General features: G+C 56.9%; 14 protein-coding genes. 4 read left to right on the top strand and 10 right to left on the bottom strand.

Features of this window, described 5'->3' with window-relative positions:
* The first annotated feature begins 2 nt into the window (after window positions 1–2).
* Window positions 3–1340 (top strand): methylenetetrahydrofolate--tRNA-(uracil(54)-C(5))-methyltransferase (FADH(2)-oxidizing) TrmFO, encoded by a 1338-nt coding sequence (gene trmFO / locus COL8621_RS07790; protein ID WP_093966680.1) that lies wholly within the window; start codon window positions 3–5, stop codon window positions 1338–1340.
* The gene (gene gluQRS / locus COL8621_RS07785; RefSeq protein ID WP_093966679.1) at window positions 1337–2194 is read left to right on the top strand and encodes a tRNA glutamyl-Q(34) synthetase GluQRS; all 858 of its coding nucleotides are present in this window, start codon (window positions 1337–1339) and stop codon (window positions 2192–2194) included. The genes trmFO and gluQRS overlap by 4 nt, the downstream gene beginning before the upstream one ends.
* A 2-nt stretch (window positions 2195–2196) precedes the next feature.
* Here the strand turns inward: gluQRS and hisI are convergent, their stop codons facing one another.
* Complete coding sequence (hisI, locus tag COL8621_RS07780) at window positions 2197–2553, bottom strand: phosphoribosyl-AMP cyclohydrolase (RefSeq protein WP_176438449.1); 357 nt, start codon at window positions 2551–2553, stop codon at window positions 2197–2199.
* Between the two features lie 66 nt (window positions 2554–2619).
* On the opposite strand from hisI, the gene COL8621_RS07775 reads away from it, so the two are divergent.
* A complete protein-coding gene (locus COL8621_RS07775; RefSeq protein ID WP_093966677.1) occupies window positions 2620–3072 on the top strand; it encodes an iron-sulfur cluster assembly scaffold protein in 453 nt (150 codons plus the stop codon).
* A gap of 179 nt (window positions 3073–3251) precedes the next feature.
* Here COL8621_RS07775 and COL8621_RS19385 read toward each other — a convergent pair whose 3' ends face one another.
* From COL8621_RS19385 to sciP, 5 genes are all read right to left on the bottom strand, one after another.
* Entirely contained in the window at window positions 3252–3374 is a 123-nt protein-coding gene (locus tag COL8621_RS19385) for a hypothetical protein (RefSeq protein ID WP_268875512.1), read from the bottom strand.
* 108 nt (window positions 3375–3482) lie between these two features.
* Complete coding sequence (gene recG / locus COL8621_RS07765; protein ID WP_093966675.1) at window positions 3483–5573, bottom strand: ATP-dependent DNA helicase RecG; 2091 nt, start codon at window positions 5571–5573, stop codon at window positions 3483–3485.
* A complete protein-coding gene (gene ligA / locus COL8621_RS07760; protein ID WP_093966674.1) occupies window positions 5570–7690 on the bottom strand; it encodes an NAD-dependent DNA ligase LigA in 2121 nt (706 codons plus the stop codon). Before ligA ends, recG begins: the two co-directional genes overlap by 4 nt.
* Window positions 7691–7794: 104 nt before the next feature.
* Window positions 7795–8508 carry a response regulator transcription factor CtrA gene (ctrA, locus tag COL8621_RS07755; RefSeq protein ID WP_093966673.1) on the bottom strand — a complete coding sequence of 238 codons (714 nt, stop codon included), beginning with the start codon at window positions 8506–8508 and terminating at the stop codon, window positions 7795–7797.
* 86 nt (window positions 8509–8594) lie between these two features.
* Complete coding sequence (gene sciP / locus COL8621_RS07750) at window positions 8595–8882, bottom strand: CtrA inhibitor SciP (protein WP_093966978.1); 288 nt, start codon at window positions 8880–8882, stop codon at window positions 8595–8597.
* 123 nt (window positions 8883–9005) lie between these two features.
* Between sciP and mnmA the strand changes: the two genes are divergently transcribed.
* Complete coding sequence (gene mnmA / locus COL8621_RS07745; RefSeq protein ID WP_093966977.1) at window positions 9006–10154, top strand: tRNA 2-thiouridine(34) synthase MnmA; 1149 nt, start codon at window positions 9006–9008, stop codon at window positions 10152–10154.
* 42 nt (window positions 10155–10196) lie between these two features.
* On the opposite strand, the gene lpxB is transcribed toward mnmA, so the two are convergent.
* Genes lpxB through fabZ form a run of 4 tightly spaced genes read right to left on the bottom strand, consistent with a single transcriptional unit; the run spans window position 10197 to window position 13466 of the window.
* Window positions 10197–11372, bottom strand: coding sequence for a lipid-A-disaccharide synthase (lpxB, locus tag COL8621_RS07740; protein WP_093966672.1), 1176 nt, complete (start codon window positions 11370–11372; stop codon window positions 10197–10199).
* A complete protein-coding gene (locus tag COL8621_RS07735; RefSeq protein ID WP_093966671.1) occupies window positions 11369–12199 on the bottom strand; it encodes an LpxI family protein in 831 nt (276 codons plus the stop codon). Before COL8621_RS07735 ends, lpxB begins: the two co-directional genes overlap by 4 nt.
* Window positions 12200–12203: 4 nt before the next feature.
* Complete coding sequence (lpxA, locus tag COL8621_RS07730; protein ID WP_093966670.1) at window positions 12204–13001, bottom strand: acyl-ACP--UDP-N-acetylglucosamine O-acyltransferase; 798 nt, start codon at window positions 12999–13001, stop codon at window positions 12204–12206.
* A 6-nt stretch (window positions 13002–13007) separates the two neighbouring features.
* Window positions 13008–13466: a 3-hydroxyacyl-ACP dehydratase FabZ gene (gene fabZ, locus COL8621_RS07725; protein ID WP_093966669.1), complete on the bottom strand. Its 459-nt coding sequence runs from the start codon at window positions 13464–13466 to the stop codon at window positions 13008–13010.
* Between the last annotated feature and the right edge of the window lie 78 nt (window positions 13467–13544).

The following is a 13544-nucleotide window of genomic DNA, read 5'->3' as shown; positions in this document are numbered from 1 at the left end:
ATATGACAGAAAAACTCCATATCATCGGCGGCGGCATGGCCGGGTCCGAAGCTGCGTGGCAGGCTGCTCAGGCAGGCATTCCCGTGGTCATTCATGAAATGCGCCCCCATGTCGGCACGTTCGCACACCAAACCGGCAATCTGGCGGAAATGGTCTGCTCAAACTCTTTCCGGTCAGACGATAGCGAACAGAACGCTGTTGGCCTTCTGCATTGGGAGATGCGCGAAGCCGGTGGTTTGATCATGGAAATGGCCGACGCACATTCCCTGCCCGCTGGTGGCGCGCTTGCTGTGGATCGGGATCAGTTTGCCGAAGGCGTCACAGCGCGCCTGCGTGAACATCCGTTGGTGACCATCGAAGAGGGAGAGATTGCCGCCCTGCCCGATGACGGTCATTGGATCATCGCGACCGGCCCGCTGACCTCGGGCAATTTGGCCGAAGCGATCCGCGCGGAAACGGGTGCCGAGGCGCTGGCCTTTTTCGACGCAATCGCGCCGATCGTCTATGCCGACAGCGTTGATATGGACAAGGCCTGGTTCCAGTCCCGCTACGACAAGGGCGAGACGGAAGAAGAGCGTAAGGCCTATCTTAACTGCCCGATGGACCGCGACCAATACGAAGCGTTCATTGATGCAATCCTTGCCGCGGATAAGACCGAGTTTCACGAAGGTGAAACCGCGGGTTATTTCGACGGCTGCCTCCCGATTGAGGTGATGGCAGAGCGCGGGCGCGAAACCTTGCGCTTTGGTCCGATGAAGCCCGTCGGCCTGACCAACCCACATCAACCGGATGTCAAAGCATATGCCGTTGTTCAGCTTCGCCGCGACAACGCACTTGGCACATTGTTCAACATCGTCGGCTTCCAAACAAAGATGAAGTATGGCGCACAAACCGATGTTTTCCGGATGATTCCGGGATTGGAAGACGCAAAGTTCGCTCGGCTTGGCGGCATCCACCGCAACACGTTCCTAAATTCGCCAACGCTGCTGGATGACCAGATGCGTCTGAAATCACGCCCTAATATCCGGTTCGCGGGCCAGATCACAGGCGTGGAAGGATATGTTGAAAGTGCCGCGATGGGGCTGTTGGCTGCTCGCTTTGCTATTGCTGAGATCACCGGCAAGGAATTGACGACGCCGCCCGCTGAAACGGCGATGGGCGCGCTTGTCACTCACATCACTGGTGGGGCCGAGGCGAAGACCTTTCAGCCGATGAACGTTAATTTCGGGCTGTTCCCACCTGTTGAAGGTCTGAAAGGCGGTCGCCGTGGCCGCAAAGACCGCTACAAGGCCTATACAGATCGCGCGAAAGAGCTTTGGAAAGGCTGGTTGGCGCAGTGACCTATCGCACCCGGTTTGCCCCTTCGCCGACCGGGCCGCTGCACCTTGGCCATGCCTATTCCGCCTTGCTGGCGTATGATCGCGCGCGTCTGCATGGCGGTGAATTCCTCCTTAGGATCGAAGACACCGACACGCAGCGATGCAAACCGGAATGGGAAACCCTGATTTACGAAGACCTGCATTGGCTGGGTCTTGAATGGGAAACGCCTGTCAGACGCCAATCCGAACATCTTGAAGACTATGACCGGGTGCTAGACCAACTTGCGGCGCGCGGTCTGATCTATCCATGCAGCTGCACACGTGGCGATATCCGGGCCGCACTTTCGGCACCTCAAGAAGGCGCGCCGCTTGTCGGCCCTGACGGGATTGTCTATCCGGGAACCTGCCGTGGCCGCGATTTGGACAGCCGCAAACCAGGTGATGCGCTTCGTCTGAATATGAGGAAGGCAGTAGAAGCCATTGGTAATACTAGTAATTGTGGATTTATCGAGAACGGGCCAGATCATACCGGTACGCATCAGTTAGACGCCGAAACCCTTATCTCCGGTACTGGTGACGTTGTGCTAGGCCGCAAAGAGATTGAGACCGTTTCCTATCTGCTGGCCGCTGTCTGGGACGACGCTGCCCAAGGCATCACAGAGGTGGTCCGCGGCGTGGACCTGTATGAGGCGACCTTTGTTCAGGTCCTGCTGCAAGCCTTGCTTGATCTGCCGACACCGACCTATTTCCACCATCTTCTTATCCGCGATGAGGATGGAAAACGGCTTGCAAAACGTCACGATTCCAAGGCGATACGGCTGTTTCGTCAAGACGGCGCATCGCCCGAAGATATCCGCCGGATGGTTGGGCTTTAGGCTCACTCCATCGGCGTGGAAAGCTCAACCTCTTCGCCGTTTTGGACGCTTGTGTAAAAACAGCTGCGGCGGTTCGTATGACATGCCGGTCCGGCCTGTTCCACGATGACCAATAGGCAATCCCGGTCACAATCCACACGGAAATCGATCAATCGCTGTGTGTGCCCGCTGGTTTCGCCCTTGATCCAAAAGGCTTGGCGCGAGCGTGACCAATACGTGACCCGGCCCGTTTCTAATGTCTTGGTGACCGCCTCGGCATTCATCCAAGCCATCATCAACACCTCGCCATCTTCGGCTTGTGCGATTGCTGGGATCAGACCGTTCACATCATACTTTAGTGTGGATACATCAAACGACATGGCAGCTGACCTTTGCAAAATCGGGTTCTGAGGCTATTTAATGAGAACCAGCGAAAAGGGAAAGCTATGAGCGCCGAGAACGACCTTATAAAGCTCTACTCACAGCGAATTCTCGAATTGGCTGCCGACATCCCCCATCTGGGGCAACTGGATGCGCCGTCTGCATCCGCAAAGAAACGCGCACCGCTGTGTGGGTCCACCGTTTCTGTCGATCTTGTCGTTGAAGACGGAAAAATCACAGATTTCGCGCAAGATGTAAAAGCCTGCGCGCTTGGGCAAGCCTCTGCTTCAGTGGTTGGGGCAAATATCATCGGTCGCACCCGCGCCGAGGTTGAAACAGCACGTGATCAACTGAAGGCGATGCTGAAGGAGGACGGCCCCGTGCCCCAAGCCCCCTTCGATGGGCTAGAGGTGCTGTCACCCGCTCGCGAATATAAAAACCGTCACGCTTCGATCTTGCTGTCGTTGGACGCCACATTGGATGCGTTTGACGAAGCCGCAAAAACCGCCTGCGCATAAAAAAAACCGCCGCTCTTCTTGGGGAGAAGGCGGCGGCAAGTCGCGTATCTGATGTTCCGGATCTTTGGCGAAGAACAAGGCGACTTCGCAGCTTTGGGACAGGCGGTGTCAGAAGCGGCGCATCGGATGTTGGGGACAGGATGCGCAACCCGGCAGATCGCAGGCAGTAAACTTGGGGGTCAGACCAACCCTGGCAGGTGAAGGCCGACAAGAAGCATTACAACAAGAGCCATGGCACCCGCGGCATCCTGAATAAGGGTCGCGGAGGAGCGGTTCATAACGGCTTTCAGTTCAGTCAGCATGGTGAATATTCCTTGCGATGATACCTCTGTTGCTACTTTGTTCTCAAATTCACCCTCAAAAGTAAAGAACTTTTTAAGAACATTTGCGAACAAAGCGGAACCGTCCGTCTAACCTACTGAAATTAAACGAATGGATTTATCCTGTTCCATTAGCCACAACAGAACACGCGCGGCCTGTCCGCGCTTGGTTTCCAACGACAGATCATCGTTCAGAAGTTTGCGCGCATCGCTTTGCGCCACCGCCATCAGCGCGGCTTGTCGCTCCATATCGGCGATCCGAAAGCGCGGCAGCCCGGATTGTGCGGTTCCGATCACATCGCCTGCACCACGCATCGCTAAGTCTTCCTCGGAAATCCGGAAGCCATCTTCGGTTTCGCGCAAAATCTCTAGTCGGCGTCGCCCGCTTTCCGTCAACGGCGCCTGATACATCAACAAGCAGGTCGAGGCTTCGGACCCGCGCCCAACCCGCCCACGAAGCTGATGAAGCTGCGCCAAGCCGAAACTTTCCGCGCGTTCGATCACCATGATCGAGGCATTGGGAACGTTCACGCCAACCTCAATCACTGTTGTGGCGACCAGAACCTTGGTTTCGCCCGCCACAAACCGGGCCATGGCGGCGTCTTTTTCAGCCGGGGGCATCTGGCCGTGAACCAAGCCCACCTGCCCTTCGCCGAACACCGCGCGCAGCCGTTTGAACCGCTCTTCTGCGGCCGTCATGTCAACGACTTCGCTTTCCTCGACCAAAGGGCACACCCAATAGGCTTGCCGCCCGTCGTTGATCGCACCACGCAGGTGTTCCACCACCTCATCCATCCGACCCGTCGAAATAAGAGCCGTCTTAACAGGCTTCCGCCCAGGCGGTTTCTCATCAAGGACAGAGACATCCATATCCCCGTATTGCGCCAACGACAGGCTGCGTGGGATGGGGGTGGCCGTCATAACCAACACATGCGCGCCCTGCCCCTTGGCGGAAAGCTCCATCCGCTGGCTGACGCCGAACCTGTGCTGCTCATCCACGATTGCAAGGCGCAGATCGTGGAATACCACATCTTTTTGGAACACGGCATGCGTGCCGACCAATATTTGGATGTCGCCCCTTGCCAAGGCAGCCAGCTTGGCCTTGCGTTCAGAACCTTTGTCGCGCCCGGTCAACAGTTCCAACACCACACCTGCGTCTTCGGCCAATGGCTGAAGGCTTTCCAGATGTTGTCGAGCAAGGATTTCTGTCGGCGCCATCATCACACCCTGCCCGCCAGCCTCTACCGCGATCAGCAGGGCCATGAACGCCACAAGTGTCTTGCCCGCCCCCACGTCGCCTTGCAGCAATCGGTTCATCCGGCTGGGCAGCGCCATATCAGCCCCAATTTCAGACATCGCGCGTTCTTGCGCGCCCGTCGGGTCATATGGCAAGGCCGCCAACACCTTCGCACGCAACTTGCCGTTGCCTTGGGTTGGCACACCGGCCCCCCGCCGCACAGCCTGCCGCGCCAGGGCCAGCGTCAGCTGATGCGAGAATAGTTCATCATAGGCAAGCCGCTGGCGCGCCGGGCTTGTGACGGCCAAATCAGTCGAATTTGCAGGTGCATGAACTGCTTTGATTGCGTCAACCCAGTCGGGCCAATCTTCACGCTCTTTCAGCGCTGGATCGATCCATTCGGCAAGTTCGGGCACACGTTCCAACGCTGAAATCGCCGCCTTCGTAACGACTTTTTGGGTTATCCCGGCGGTCAGCGGATAGACCGGCTCATAGGGCGGGATGGTGTCGGCTTCTTCCAGCGGCAAGATGTGATCGGGGTGCACCATCTGGGCCACGCCATCGAACAGCTCTACTTTCCCGGAAACCACACGCCGTTGCCCCGTCGGCAATAGTTTTTGAAGATAAGGCCCGTTGCCGTGGAAAAAGACCAACTGGAAGCTTGTTTTGGCATCTTCCACCTGCACCCGATAAGGGCGCCCCTTGGTTCGTGGAGGATTATGCAGGCCCACCTCCACCTCGACCGTCGCAGTGCCGCCCGGCGTGACCTCACTCACAGAGGCCCGGCGACTTCTGTCCACGCCCGAATGCGGCAATGTAAAAAGAAGATCGCGCGGCTTTTCGACCCCCATCTGCGCGAAATTCTTCGCCGTCTTGGGGCCAACGCCGTCAAGCCCTTCAAGGTCCGCAAACAGCGGAAACAGAATGTCGGGTCGGCGGCTCATGCGTCGCCTATCAACGCCAACCACGCGTCTTCATCGATGGTTTCTACACCCAAGTCGGCAGCCTTCTTAGCCTTCGAACCGGCACCTGGCCCGGCAATCAGAATGTCGGTCTTGGCCGAAACAGAGCCCGCAACCTTCGCGCCAAGCGCTTCGGCCCGCGCCTTAGCCTCGGCCCGTGTCATCTTTTCCAACGTGCCGGTGAAAACCACGATCTTACCCGCGACCGGGCTGTCTAATTTCCCGCGCGCGGCCATATCCTCTACATTCAGGTGGGCCACCAACCGGTCAATCGACGCGCGTTCGGCCGGTTGGTGGAAGGTTGTCACCAACGCCTTGGCCATAACTGCGCCCACCCCATCGATCGCCATCAGGTTTTCCCACTCCGGTCCTTCGCCCACTGTTGCTGCGGTCATCGCGCTTTCAAACGCGGCCCAGCTTCCATAGTGTCCTGCCAAAAGCGACGATGCGCTTTCCCCAACGTGCCGGATTCCCAGAGCAAAGATCAACCGGTTCAGAGCAATTGTGCGCCGCTCGGCGATGGCATCAAACAGGTTTCGAGCAGACTTTTCCCCCCAACCTTCCCGATTTTTAAGCTGTTGAAGGCCCGAACCAAACCGTTCTTCCAAGGTGAAGATATCGGCAGGTTCCTTGATCCACCCTTCGCGATAAAACTGTTCCGCCTGTTTCGCGCCCAGCCCGTCAATGTCAAAGGCAGTGCGAGAGACAAAATGTTTCAACTTTTCGACGGCCTGCGCCGGGCAGATCAACCCACCGGTGCAGCGGCGAACGGCGTCGCCCTCTTCACGAATGGCTTCGGATCCACATTCGGGACAATCGGTTGGAAAGACATAAGGTATCGCACCCTCGGGGCGTTTGCTTAGGTCAACATCCGCGATTTTAGGAATAACATCCCCCGCGCGATAGACTTGCACCCAGTCCCCTTCGCGGATGTCCTTTCCATCGCGGATCGGGTTTCCCTTTGCATCGCGACCGGCGATGTAATCTTCGTTGTGCAGCGTGGCGTTCGACACTACCACCCCGCCAACCGTTACTGGATGAAGACGCGCCACGGGGGAAATTGCGCCCGTGCGGCCGACTTGGATTTCTATTTTCTCAAGCCGTGTCCAAGCCAGTTCAGCCGGGAACTTATGAGCAATCGCCCAGCGTGGCGTCGTTGAACGGAACCCAAGACGCGCCTGAAGCGCAAGGTCATTCACCTTATAAACCACACCATCAATATCGTAGCCCAAAGTCGCGCGCTGTGCTTCGATCGCGCGATAGTGTGACAGCATCTCCGTTGGACCATCGCACAGGTCAGTCAACGGATTGGTCTGGAACCCGAGTTCCGACAACCGGTCAATCGCGCCCTTTTGCGTATCACTCAGCGGTGCAGACAGATCCCCCCAGGCATAGGCGAAAAACCTAAGTGGTCTCTCTTTGGTGATCGCCGGGTCCAATTGGCGCAAAGAACCGGCGGCTGCGTTGCGTGGGTTGGCAAAGGCTTTGTCACCCTTTGCCGCCTGACGTTCGTTCAACGCATCAAAATCCGCGTGGCTCATATAGACTTCGCCACGTACCTCCAGAACCTCTGGCGCGCCTGTCAGGTTTTCTGGAATATCGTTTATAGTACGAGCATTTGCGGTGACATTCTCACCCGTTTCGCCATCGCCTCGCGTTGCTGCCTGAACCAGATTGCCGTTTTCGTAACGCAGGGACAGAGAAAGGCCATCGATCTTGGGCTCTGCGGTATAGGCCAGCGCTGCGTCCGCGCCTAAGCCAAGGTATTTCCGGATGCGCGCATCAAATTCTGATACGTCCTCATCCTCAAACGCATTTCCAAGGGACAGCATGCGCACCACATGCCGAACCTTTGAAAACCCATCTGCTGGCGCTGCGCCAACGGTTTCCGAGGGGCTGTCAGCACGCTTAAGTAATGGAAATTGCGTTTCAATTTCCTTGTTGCGCTTCTTCAACGCGTCGTATTCGGCGTCCGAAATCTCTGGTGCGTCATGCTGATGGTACGCAGCATCGGCCTCAGCTAGTAAACTGGCCAGCTTGGCCAGCTCTGCCTTGGCTTGATCTTCGGTCAATTTTTCGACGGGTATTTGCCCTGCCATGCCGGCCCTCCGCAGGTTTCCTCCGAAAGTGATAGGAGGACGCCCCGTGGAGGTCCAGATGTGATCTGATTACCGGGCGGTTAGATTTCGCCCCGCCCGGCGTTTCATGCGCCGATGGCAACGCGCACTGGTTCGTTTGCGACCTCTGGATCGCGCAGCACATAACCGCGGCCCCAGACCGTCTCAATGTGGTTTTCGCCGCCCGTCGCTTGGGTCAATTTCTTGCGAAGCTTGCAGATAAACACATCGATGATCTTCAGCTCTGGTTCGTCCATCCCGCCGTACAGGTGGTTCAGGAACATCTCTTTCGTAAGAGTTGTTCCTTTACGAAGGCTCAGCAGTTCAAGCATCTGGTATTCTTTGCCGGTCAAGTGAACCGTGCGTCCATCGACATCAACCGTTTTTGCATCAAGGTTCACCGTGATCCGGCCCGTACTGATCGTCGATTGCGCATGCCCTTTTGAGCGACGGATAATCGCGTGGATACGGGCGACCAATTCTTCGCGATGGAACGGCTTGGTCAGATAGTCATCGGCGCCGAATCCGAACCCTTTGAGTTTGTTGTCTGTATCGTCTTCGCCAGACAAAATAAGAATCGGCGTATCGACCCGTGCCAGCCGCAACTGGCGCAAAACTTCATGGCCATTCATGTCAGGAAGGTTCAAATCCAACAAAATAAGATCGTAATCATATAGTTTGGCCAGATCGATCCCTTCTTCGCCAAGGTCGGTCGTATAGACGTTCAGATTGGCGTGGGTCAGCATCAATTCAATGCTTTTGGATGTGGTTGGATCGTCTTCCACCAAAAGGACGCGCATAAAATTCTCTCCGTTGTATTCCCCTAGTCTCAACCTCACACTGAATAAGAATGGTTAATTACACGTTACCAATGTAGACAAGCTAATTAATCAACTCCAGATTGTCTATACGTTTGAATTTTAGTCGTTTTCAATGCCTTAGGACCATGCCGCGCAACCGCAATCTTCCAGCTTTCGAACTCTTCTATGCTTAATGAGTACCGCGCCAGCGCTTCTTCTTGATCAATCAGATTGGCTGCCACCGCCTTTACCACCGCTGCTTTTCGGCTTGCGACCCAACGCTTGGTGTCAACGGGCGGCAGATCCGCCCGCGTCATCGTAGAGCCATCTGGAAGTGTTACTGTCCTAGGTCCGTCGATACGTTTGATGAACATTTTCTTTCCCTCACTCATCCTGATGACCAATTTTGGCAAACAGACTTAAGGAGGTGTGAAACCGGGGCTTGAGACTATCTTGCATTTTCCTATATTCCGATGGAATTCCCGAAAGGTTACATCATGCCGCTCGACAGCAAGGATCATCCGCTGAACTCTTTGGGCTTTGCCAAACCACCGGCAGAGACCCGCGTCGTCGTTGCCATGTCTGGCGGCGTCGATAGCTCGGTTGTGGCCGCGCAACTGGCCGAAGAAGGCTATGACGTGGTTGGCGTTACACTTCAGCTCTATGATCACGGCGCAGCACTTGCGAAAAAAGGTGCCTGCTGTGCGGGTGTAGACATCCATGATGCCCGTCGCGTGGCCGAAGAAATGGGTTTTCCCCACTATGTTCTGGATTACGAGAACATCTTTAAAGATGCGGTGATCGATGAATTCGCTGACAGCTATCTGGCTGGCGCGACACCTGTTCCGTGCATTCGCTGCAACGAACGGGTGAAATTCAAAGACCTGCTGGAAACGGCTAAAGACCTTGAGGCCGATTGCATGGCAACCGGCCACTACATCCAACGCAAAACCGGCGATCAAGGGCCAGAGCTTCATTGCGCTGCCGATGCCGCCCGTGATCAATCCTATTTCCTATTCTCGACCACACCCGAGCAATTGGCCTTTCTACGCTTTCCGCTGGGCCATTTGCCGTCGAAGAATGAAACCCGCGCCTTGGCCCAGAAATACGGCCTGCCGGTGGCGGATAAACCCGACAGCCAAGACATCTGCTTTGTTCCAAATGGCAACTATGCGTCGGTCATCGAAAAGCTGCGCCCCGGCGCGGCAGAGCCGGGTGACATCGTTGATGTAGATGGTCGCGTGCTGGGCACGCATGACGGCGTCATCCATTATACAATCGGGCAGCGCCGCGGTCTTGGCATCGGTGGGCTGGCTGATCCGCTTTATGTCGTCAGACTGGACGTTGAAAAACGCCACGTGATCGTCGGGCCAAAAGAGCTGCTGACGACGCGCACCGTTCCCGTGCGTGAAATCAATTGGCTGGGCGATGCGCTCATCACCTCGCAAAAAGAATGGCACATCTCGGTCAAGGTGCGTTCCACACGACCCCCGCGCGAAGCAATCCTGCGCCCGATTTCAGAGACCGAAGCCGAGGTTGAGCTTCTGACCCCAGAAGAAGGCGTCAGCCCCGGACAAGCCTGTGTGTTCTATGAAACGACCGGCAGCCGGATCTTGGGCGGCGGCTGGATTTGGCGGGGCAACTAAATCAATCGACGTAAGGCGCGCGCAAAGCGTCTTACGCCCAGATTAGGCTTGCTTCAGCCCATCAAGAACCGCGCGCGCCGCACGAAGGCCCGGCGCCGCACCGCCCTTGCCCAACCGCTCCATGGTCAAATCCTGTGCGGCAAGCTGCGCCTGACGTGCCGCGTCATCATCCAACAGCGCCAAAAGAGCTTCTGAGATTGCTTCCGGCTTACAGTCAGAGCCAAGAAGTTCGGGCACGACGCGGGTTTCGGAAACGATATTGACCAAAGTAACCGTATCAATCTTCATCATCCACTTGATGATCTGGAAACTGAACCAGTTCATATCATAGGCGATGACCATGGGCGTGCGCGCCGCTGCAAGTTCCAAAGAGACTGTGCCAGAGGCCGCCAACGCCACATTCGCCGCAGAAAACGCCGCGCGCTTTTCGGTCAGTATCTGTTCCTCTGACTTCCCCTGGGGGTCCAGAAGGATCGGCTGGCCGGGCCAGTCCGCCAGACATTCCTTCACTTCGGCAAAGACCGCCGGAGCGGCAGGCACAATCACATGCAACGCAGGATGACGCGCCAGAAGCGGGCGCAGTGCCTCTCCGAAAATCGGGGCAAGCCGGCCGACCTCTCCCTTGCGGGATCCCGGCAGCACCAACAGCGCGTGCGCATCGGGGGCCAGCCCGTATGTCTCGCGGAACTCAGCCACCTCTTGGGGGGATGCGGTCGGCTGCGCCACGACGGGATGACCGACAAAGTCGCATCGCATCCCTTCGGCTTCCATATAGGGCGGTTCGAACGGAAATAGCGCGAGGACTTGATCGATCATCCCCGCCATCTTTTTCGCCCGCCCTTCGCGCCACGCCCAAACCGTGGGGGCGACGTAGTGGACGGTGCGAATATCAGACGCCTCTTTCACGCGCTTTGCGACACGCAGGCTGAAATCAGGGCTGTCTATCGTGACCAACGCATCAGGTTTCTGATCAAGCACTTCGCCAGCACATTGTTTGATCCGGCGCACCAGCTGATTGTAGCGTGGCAAAACCTCTGCCAAACCCATCACGGAAAGCTCTTCCATAGGGAACAGGCTTTTCATGCCCTGCGCTTCCATCAATGGTCCGCCGACACCGGTAAATTCAATGCCCGGTTCAAGCTCTTTCAACCCGGCCATCAAAGCCGCCCCAAGCGCGTCGCCAGAAGGCTCCCCCGCGATCAGGAATAGCCGGCTCATGGGGTGCGCGCCCAGATGAACAGGCCCCGGCTATTTGCTTCGGCGATGGTCGCCTCTGGGTCCAGAAGCATCACGCCCCCAGCCTCAATCACAATGCCGGCCAAATCTGCGGCGTCGGCTTGGACAACCGTGTCAGGGCCAATTGCGGGTAGGTCGATGCGCCGTTCCTGCCCCGGCTTGGGCGCCTTAAAGAACACACCCTTAGCGCCGTTCGGGTTGGCGCGGCAGGTCTTTGCAACCTCTGCCACCCAGCGCAACATCGCCGCCGTTCCCGGCAGGGTTTCGATCGCCAAGCAAAGGCCCTGCGCCACAACAGCACCCTGCCCCACGTCAAGCGCGCCGATCCCGGCAACCACCTTGGCCGCGCGATCTGCGTCCGCCTTGTCATCCTGAGACGGCTGGGCCGTTGTAAGAACCCCTTCCCCCGGAACAAGTTCTGGCGCGACACTATCCACACCGACGACAGAAAACCCGGCGTCTTCGAACAAGGCGATCACTGCACGCAACAGCGCATCGTCGCCTTGCTGAAACGCAGGAAGCAGCACTGGCAGCAAAGTGGCCGTTTTCGGGTCTATCCGCTCTGGGTCGATTGCCGGGCGACTGACCGCACCGGCAAAAATGACCTGTTCAACACCCAAGTCATCGAACCTGTCGAAAAGCAAAGCCAGCCGCTCTACGATGAACCGCTCAACAGGGCGTCCCTTCGGGTTTTCCATGGCAAAGCCTTCTAGCTCTGCAATCACATAGGGCGTGTTGGTTTCATCCAGCCGGTCCGCCAGAATACCCGGAAGAACACCTGTTCCGGCGATGATCGCTGTCTTGGTCATAACGTCAGCTCGGCGTTAGATAGGAACGGTCGCTGTCCCCCAGAATGAACGAAACGACTTCGCGGACATGCTCGCTGTCTGTCTCTTCCGACAGGCGACGTGCGCGTTCTTGAAAAGCACCGTCCCCTTGCGCCAGCATTTGATAGGCCGCCCGCAGAGCAGTGATTTCAGCGCGCGACGCGCCCCGACGTTTCAGCCCAACAAGGTTCAGCCCATCCAACATACCGCGAGGTCCGTGGACCAGCCCGTAAGGGATCACATCATTCGTCACCATCGTAACGCCGCCAATGATGGCGCCGCGGCCGACACGAACGAATTGGTGAATGCCCGACAGGCCGCCAATGACCACGTCATCGCCAATCACACAATGCCCGGCAAGCGCGGCTTGGTTTGCCATGACCACACGGTCACCAACCTGAACGTCATGCCCCACATGCGAACCCGTCATAAACAAACAATCGTCGCCCACACACGTCACGCCGCCACCGCCTTCGGTGCCAGTGTTCATCGTCACGCCTTCGCGGATGCGATTTCGCTTGCCAATCACCAGCCGCGTCTTTTCGCCCTTGAACTTCAAGTCCTGAGGAATGTCGCCGATGTTCGCAAAGGGAAATACGATGGTTTCTTCGCCGATTTCCGTATCACCTGTCACAACAGCGTGGCTTTTTATTTCCACCCTGTCGCCAAGGGTCACGTTTGGCCCGATAACCGAAAACGGGCCGACAATGGCACCTGCGCCGATTTGAGCCCCCTCTTCGATGATGGCCGATGCGTGGACTTGTGCAGTTGGGTCGATGCCCATTCGGCGCTACTCCTTCAGGTCCATCATCGCAGAAAATTCTGCTTCGCATGCGATTTCGTCGCCAACCTTGGCCACGCCCTTCATGCGCCAGATTTTCGTACGACGGCGCAATACGCTTACATGAAGCTCAAGCACATCACCCGGTACAACCATGCGGCGGAATTTGCAGTTATCGATTGTCATGAAATAGACAAGCACGTCCTTGCCAATCACATCCATTGCCAGACCGGCCATCACGGTCGCGGTTTGGGCCATCGCCTCAACAATCGTTACACCCGGCATGATGGGTGCAGCCGGGAAATGCCCCTGAAAATGCGGCTCGTTGTAGGTGACGTTCTTGATGCCAACTGCGCTTTCGCCCTCAACGATATCTTTCACCTTGTCGATGAAAAGAAACGGATAGCGATGCGGCAGAATTTGCTTGATCAGATGAATATCTGCTTCTGTGGTCGGCTGCTCTGTCATGGTTCTTCGTCCCTGCTATATCTGCCTTAGCTGCACGTAGGCGGAAGTATCAACACCGCGCACGCCTGACAAGCGATG

Source organism: Actibacterium lipolyticum (assembly GCF_900184935.1).
Classification (GTDB): Bacteria; Pseudomonadota; Alphaproteobacteria; order Rhodobacterales; family Rhodobacteraceae; genus Actibacterium_A; species Actibacterium_A lipolyticum.
This window is presented reverse-complemented; position numbering and strand designations above follow the sequence as displayed.

Coding starts and splice junctions, on each gene's coding strand:
- lpxA (WP_093966670.1), bottom strand. CDS start 13,001: ATGGGCATCGACCCAACTGCACAAGTCCACGCATCGGCCATCATCGAA.
- fabZ (WP_093966669.1), bottom strand. CDS start 13,466: ATGACAGAGCAGCCGACCACAGAAGCAGATATTCATCTGATCAAGCAA.
- COL8621_RS19385 (WP_268875512.1), bottom strand. CDS start 3,374: ATGCTGACTGAACTGAAAGCCGTTATGAACCGCTCCTCCGCGACCCTT.
- ctrA (WP_093966673.1), bottom strand. CDS start 8,508: ATGCGCGTCCTTTTGGTGGAAGACGATCCAACCACATCCAAAAGCATT.
- lpxB (WP_093966672.1), bottom strand. CDS start 11,372: ATGAGCCGGCTATTCCTGATCGCGGGGGAGCCTTCTGGCGACGCGCTT.
- trmFO (WP_093966680.1), top strand. CDS start 3: ATGACAGAAAAACTCCATATCATCGGCGGCGGCATGGCCGGGTCCGAA.
- mnmA (WP_093966977.1), top strand. CDS start 9,006: ATGCCGCTCGACAGCAAGGATCATCCGCTGAACTCTTTGGGCTTTGCC.
- COL8621_RS07735 (WP_093966671.1), bottom strand. CDS start 12,199: ATGACCAAGACAGCGATCATCGCCGGAACAGGTGTTCTTCCGGGTATT.
- COL8621_RS07775 (WP_093966677.1), top strand. CDS start 2,620: ATGAGCGCCGAGAACGACCTTATAAAGCTCTACTCACAGCGAATTCTC.
- hisI (WP_176438449.1), bottom strand. CDS start 2,553: ATGTCGTTTGATGTATCCACACTAAAGTATGATGTGAACGGTCTGATC.
- sciP (WP_093966978.1), bottom strand. CDS start 8,882: ATGTTCATCAAACGTATCGACGGACCTAGGACAGTAACACTTCCAGAT.
- recG (WP_093966675.1), bottom strand. CDS start 5,573: ATGAGCCGCCGACCCGACATTCTGTTTCCGCTGTTTGCGGACCTTGAA.
- ligA (WP_093966674.1), bottom strand. CDS start 7,690: ATGGCAGGGCAAATACCCGTCGAAAAATTGACCGAAGATCAAGCCAAG.